This is a genomic window from Trinickia sp. (genome assembly GCF_036503415.1).
Classification (GTDB): Bacteria; Pseudomonadota; Gammaproteobacteria; order Burkholderiales; family Burkholderiaceae; genus Trinickia.
In genome coordinates this window covers 1-1,985 of the sequence record NZ_DASXWY010000114.1, presented here as the reverse complement: position 1 = coordinate 1,985, position 1,985 = coordinate 1, and the positions used below count along the sequence as shown (strand labels likewise).

At 62.0% G+C, this 1,985-nt stretch carries 4 protein-coding genes; all 4 read left to right on the top strand.

The window, feature by feature from the left end; genetic code table 11:
* A partial coding sequence (locus VGL01_RS15050) for a pyridoxal-phosphate dependent enzyme (protein ID WP_331566163.1) occupies nt 1-310 on the top strand: 310 nt, incomplete at its 5' end.
* Nucleotides 311-446: 136 nt separating this feature from the next.
* The gene (locus VGL01_RS15045; RefSeq protein ID WP_331566559.1) at nt 447-692 is read left to right on the top strand and encodes a hypothetical protein; all 246 of its coding nucleotides are present in this window, start codon (nt 447-449) and stop codon (nt 690-692) included.
* 101 nt (nt 693-793) lie between these two features.
* A complete protein-coding gene (locus tag VGL01_RS15040; RefSeq protein WP_331570641.1) occupies nt 794-1,021 on the top strand; it encodes a hypothetical protein in 228 nt (75 codons plus the stop codon).
* A 268-nt stretch (nt 1,022-1,289) separates the two neighbouring features.
* The coding region (locus tag VGL01_RS15035) for an AMP-binding protein (protein WP_331570639.1) at nt 1,290-1,985 on the top strand (696 nt) is incomplete at its 3' end.

Sequence of the window (1,985 nt, the reverse complement as noted above, 5' to 3'; positions counted from 1 at the left end):
AGGATCGATCGTCACCACCGAGCGCACCGATACCATCGCAGACGGTGTCGCGGGCAGGTTTCCCCTTCCAGCGGTTCTCCATGACCTGCTGGCCGTTGCCGACCACGTCCCGCTGGTCGAAGAGACGAGCATCGTAACGGCGATGCGCATGCTCTACCGGCACGCTCGCCTCGTTGTCGAACCCTCTGCCGCTCTCGGCATCGCGGCAATCCTCGAAGACCCCTCGCGATATCGAGGTAAACGGGTGGCCGTGGTCCTCTGCGGAGCGAACGTGCTGGTCGATTCATTCAACGCGTGGATGCAAGAGTAATGGAACGGTTCGTCGGGCCGCCCGGGATTATTACGACGTAATGCCTTGTTGCAAAACCAGGGCCGCGATTTTAAGCGTCACTTAAGCCGACTTGAGCACCATCGATTCGGCTGAATTTTGGGATAAGGGCCCTGCCATGCACGACACGACCGAGCGCGCCATGCCAAAGCCACGCACCATGCTGCGGCGCATCCTGAGCCACCATGAGATCGCAACGCTCCTGTTGTTGCTGCACGCGCCGGTCGACCTCGCGGCAAAGCCGGAGATCCCGTTACTCAGGGAAGCTGGGCTGATCGAGCAAGTCAATACCGAGCAAGGCGACACGCGCTTTCAATTGACGGAGGATGGTAACGCTGTCTTGCGGGGGCTCGGTGTCTCCTGAGGCGACGCGTCTATGGCCGTTACCGACGACGAAGCAAGATGGTGCCGAGCTGACAAAACCGGCAAGAAAAGAATAGCCACTCGAGTGCTGGCCACCACGTCGTGACGCGAGGCATTCGCGCCATACGCGAAGCGTCGGGGCGCCATTGCACCTACCTCCGACGCGCCGACGACGTCCTCAAATCGTCCGATTACCACCTCAGTCCGTTCGTGCTCGAGAGCGTGCTGATCGAGCACGAAGCCATCGCCGACGCTGCTGTCGTGCCGAGCCCCGATCCGTTGCGCCTATCCTTGCAAGCAACGACGCCAGGATTGTGCGCCGTCAGTTGACCGTAGACAGCTTTTTTCATAGCGGCGATCCTCTCCCAATGCCGGCATTGCGGTGATCGCAGGGATGTTCCGAGATGGCGTTGGGAGGCTCGAACGAACAAAATAGGAAAGCCAATAATAGCCAGTCGAGCTTCGGCCGCCCCGTCGTACAGCGATGTATCCATGCACGAGATACTCGCAGCGCGCCGGGCTCGCCCATAAACGAAGAGACCCGGACGGCAACCGCCGCTTTGCACCGATCGGAGCCCGCGCTCCGCAGGAGACAGCAATGACAGCATCGCAACGCTTTTTGGCCGCGCGCGATTTTCTGCTGCGCCATCGAACCGACTATCAGAGCGCCTACGATGAGTTTGCGTGGCCCGTGCTCGATGAATTCAACTGGGCGCTCGATTACTTCGACGTCATGGCACGCGGCAACAGCGCCGCAGCGTTGCGGATCGTCGACGGCGCCCAACTCGACATCCGGCTCTCGTTCGCCGAAATGTCGGAGCGATCCTCGCGCATCGCCAACTTCTTGCGGGCCGCCGGGGTAGCGCGCGGCGATCGCGTGCTGCTGATGCTCCCCAATTGCGTCGAGCTCTGGGACGCCATGCTGGCGGTCATGAAACTCGGCGCCGTACTGCTGCCGGCGACGACACAACTCTCACCGGCCGACGTGCGCGAGCGCATACAGATCGCGCAGCCGACGTTCGCCATCGTCGACGCCGCCGAGCGCGCGAAATTCGACGGGCTCGAAAACGGCGGCAGACCGCTCGTGAAGATCTCAGTCGGGCCGGCTTCTGATACGAGCGCTGGGCAGGGATGGCTCGATTTCTCGCAAGGCTATACCTCCAGCGCCGAGTTCACGGCCGACGGTGTGACGCGGGCCGCCGATCCGCTGCTGCTCTACTTCACGTCCGGCACGACGTCAAAACCGAAGCTCGTCGAGCATACCCACGAGAGCTATCCCGTCGGCAGCCTGTCG